This is a genomic window from Tenacibaculum sp. SG-28, assembly GCF_002954385.1.
Lineage (GTDB): Bacteria > Bacteroidota > Bacteroidia > Flavobacteriales > Flavobacteriaceae > Polaribacter.
Genome location: NZ_MQVY01000003.1, coordinates 5968 through 9245, shown reverse-complemented (window position 1 = coordinate 9245; position 3278 = coordinate 5968). Strand labels below are relative to the sequence as shown.

The window sequence follows — 3278 nt, the reverse complement described above, 5'->3', positions numbered from 1 at the left end:
ACTGAACAAATATTAAAAATTAACTGAAAAAATAGAAAATATAGAACTGCTTACAACACCACCTAAACTGCATTAAAACGCAGCTTAGCCAAAACGTTGTAGCCAATTAAACAAAAATGTATAAAGAATTTGAAACAAATAGGCTTTTTCTAAGACCAACTTTAGAACAAGATGCTGAATTAATTTATCAACTAATGAACACCTCTAAGTTTATCAAATATGTGGGAGATAGAAATATTAATTCAATTGAGGATGCTGAAAAATATATTCGGACTAAAATGCTTCCACAATTACGGTCTGATGGATATTCAAGTTATTCCTTAATTACAAAGACAGGTGGAGAGAAAATTGGGACCTGTGGGCTTTATAACAGAGCTGGAATAGATGGTGTTGATATTGGATTTGGTCTTTTACCACAATACGAAAAATTGGGTTATGCCTATGAGTCATCTCATAGATTAATGAAGGCAGCGTTTGAAGAATTTGAAATAGAAGAAGTTAAAGCTATTACATCCAAAGCAAATATTTCTTCTCAAAGACTCTTAGAAAAATTAGGATTAAAAATAGAAGGCACAACAAAACTACCAGATGGTAATGAGGAGTTACTTTTATATAAAATTGAAAAATAAAAACTGGCTACAACACCACCTAAACTGCATTAAAACGCAGCTTAGCCAAACCGTTGGCAACAATAATGAGAAAAGCACTTCTATTATCAATATTTTTTTCTTTTCAAGTTCTCTTTTCTCAAATTGAGAAAGACATTCATGAATTGAATTCAATAGATAACTTATTAACTGAAGAAGTTAAAAAAGTAATTGATAAAAATATAAGTGAAGAGCAAATAGTATTTCTCGGAGAAGCTGTTCATTATTGTGGGACTGACTTTCTTGCTAAAACTGAACTTGTAAAACACTTAGTTCTTAAACATGGCTACAAAGACATAGCCTTTGAAAGTGATTTCTTTGCCTTATTATTTGACCACGATAAGAGAAACTTATACACAATGTGGAGTAAGTCAAGTGAGTGTAAAGAACTTTTCGGTTTTCTAAAAAATAACAATGTGAAAATATGGGGATTTGATAATAAACTATACTCTGCTTATTCTTATCAAAACTTTACAAAAAAACTATCTGAAATTCTTCAAAAAGTAAGAATTGAATTGAACCCAGAATTTATAAGACTTTCTAAGTTGATCGTAAAAAATCAATATAATAGCAGGAAAGAATTAACTTCAAAAGAAATTGAATTTTTAAAAAATCAAACTCAAGAACTAATAAATTTTAACGTAATAAAAACTAATAAACTTTGGTTTCAAATTTTAAAAAACTTTGAAAGTACTATTGAACTTTATACCATAAAAGACAGCAATTCTGATAAAAATCGAATTTTAATTAGAGATACACAAATGGCAAAAAACCTTGATTTTTTAGTTAAATCAAATCCTAATAAAAAATTTATTGTCTGGCTTGCAAACGGACATATGTCAAAATCCAATCACAAATTAATGAAAGGACAAACAATGGGTTATCAATTTAGACAATTAAACCCAAATAGCTCTTATCACATTGCTGTCGGTTCTATAAGATTGCCTGAGAGAAATGAAAAAGACCTTATAAAAGCGAGAAAAAAAAGTAATAGTATTTTATCCCTTTTACCTTCACTTGAAAGCAATTATTTTGTTGATTCAAAAAAAATAACATCTCAAAGTGTTGATTTTGGCAATAAAATTTTTGATGACATGTATATTTTTAATTTACCAAATAATAAAACTAATTTACTAAATCATTTTGACGCTTTAATTTTTATGGCGTACGGAAAAGAAGTGGATTATGAAAAATAAATTACAGTTGCCAACAATGTATAACCGCAATTACGTCAGATTCTACTGCGTCCGAATCCACTCGGAATTGCGAGCGTCAGTGCTTAATCAAAAAATAGTAACTTTAAACCCGTAACTGACGGTTATACGAGACCGTTGGCAATAATAAAAAATGAATCCACGCAGACTATCTTTATTTAAGGAAAAAAAGGGGTTTTATATTTCACCAGAAAACATTGTTGCAATAGTTTGGCTTGGAATAATTTTTCTGCTTTATTATCTTAAAAATTCTTTTGGATACGATTTTGAAGGAATTGAATCTGTAATACTTATAATTGGAACTTTATATATAATTGGATTATTAATTAGCACTTTTTTAGATACGAAAGGGAAATAGGAAAATATTGTGGAAGAATATATTTTTATGAAAATCATATTAATATTGAAAATGTAGACTACAAACTTGACGAAATGAAAAAGTTGGAATTTTTCTCAACTTATGATGTTAGAGGGAATTTTACAAATCACCTTTGGGAGTTTGCTCCTCATTTATCTAATGGTCTGAGCAATCGTTTTATTTTGACTTTAAAAAATGGAAAACAAATTGAATACAATTTTTTGCAGACACAATCTGAACAAATTAAGTTTTATAAAGACATTTTAACAAACTATCATAAAAATGGAATAATTAGCTGGTTGGAATTATTGAATGTTTTAAACATTGAGGATTATGATGAAATACAAAAATTTAAGAAACAAATTACTATTGCCAACACCACCTAAACTGCATTAAAACGCAGCTTAGCCGAAACGTTGGCATTCATTAGAAAGAACTTTAATAGAATTTTATTAATACAGAAATAGTATTGTAAAAATTAACTTAAATTAAGTACTAGTAAAAAAACAATAAGAAATTATGAATAAGAAATTTTATTTAAAATTGGGTAATTTACATATCACAAAAAAGGGGATTTTAAAATTAAGTTTCGGTTTTTTTTTAACTGGGAGTATACTAGGAGGATTAATATTTAGTAGCATAAAATCAAATGAAAAATTTAATTTAATGTATTTTATGTTTACAAATATTTTTATTTGGTTTTTTACTTTTCGCTCATTAAAAAATGAAGTGGTTGAAAATAAAATCTAAGCTAATATTAAACTGAATTAAAAGGCAAAAACCGAATTGAATTCGGAATTTAGAAGTTAAGGAATTGCTCACTCAATCTGAATTGAGAAGTTTTTCGGGATAAATTTCTGTCCGAATTCACTCAAACACAGAAAAATAAAAAAAGAATAAAATTGAATAAGAATTACTCGAATAAAAAATAACGAAATGCCAACAAAGTTTATAGTTAATCGCTATTCCTTGCTAGACCAAAGTTAAGTGGTTGTTTATAAATCTGGTGTTTAGCTATAAAAAATGTACACTTATATACGCAACTAACCATACACAAAC

The 3278-nt window shown here is 27.8% G+C and carries 5 protein-coding genes; all 5 read left to right on the top strand.

Annotated features, from left to right (window positions below; translation table 11 throughout):
- The first annotated feature begins 116 nt into the window (after positions 1-116).
- The gene (locus BSU00_RS08215) at positions 117-629 is read left to right on the top strand and encodes a GNAT family N-acetyltransferase (RefSeq protein WP_105003956.1); all 513 of its coding nucleotides are present in this window, start codon (positions 117-119) and stop codon (positions 627-629) included.
- A gap of 65 nt (positions 630-694) precedes the next feature.
- The gene (locus BSU00_RS08210) at positions 695-1843 is read left to right on the top strand and encodes an erythromycin esterase family protein (protein ID WP_105003955.1); all 1149 of its coding nucleotides are present in this window, start codon (positions 695-697) and stop codon (positions 1841-1843) included.
- Between the two features lie 151 nt (positions 1844-1994).
- Positions 1995-2219, top strand: a complete 225-nt coding sequence (locus BSU00_RS08205) for a hypothetical protein (protein ID WP_105003954.1) — start codon at positions 1995-1997, stop codon at positions 2217-2219.
- A 74-nt stretch (positions 2220-2293) separates the two neighbouring features.
- Positions 2294-2605: a hypothetical protein gene (locus tag BSU00_RS08200; protein ID WP_105003953.1), complete on the top strand. Its 312-nt coding sequence runs from the start codon at positions 2294-2296 to the stop codon at positions 2603-2605.
- 133 nt (positions 2606-2738) lie between these two features.
- On the top strand, positions 2739-2969 hold the full coding sequence (locus tag BSU00_RS08195) for a hypothetical protein (protein ID WP_105003952.1): 231 nt from the start codon (positions 2739-2741) through the stop codon (positions 2967-2969).
- The last annotated feature ends 309 nt before the right edge of the window (positions 2970-3278 follow it).

Coding starts and splice junctions, on each gene's coding strand:
- BSU00_RS08215 (WP_105003956.1), top strand. CDS start 117: ATGTATAAAGAATTTGAAACAAATAGGCTTTTTCTAAGACCAACTTTA.
- BSU00_RS08210 (WP_105003955.1), top strand. CDS start 695: ATGAGAAAAGCACTTCTATTATCAATATTTTTTTCTTTTCAAGTTCTC.
- BSU00_RS08205 (WP_105003954.1), top strand. CDS start 1,995: ATGAATCCACGCAGACTATCTTTATTTAAGGAAAAAAAGGGGTTTTAT.
- BSU00_RS08200 (WP_105003953.1), top strand. CDS start 2,294: ATGAAAAAGTTGGAATTTTTCTCAACTTATGATGTTAGAGGGAATTTT.
- BSU00_RS08195 (WP_105003952.1), top strand. CDS start 2,739: ATGAATAAGAAATTTTATTTAAAATTGGGTAATTTACATATCACAAAA.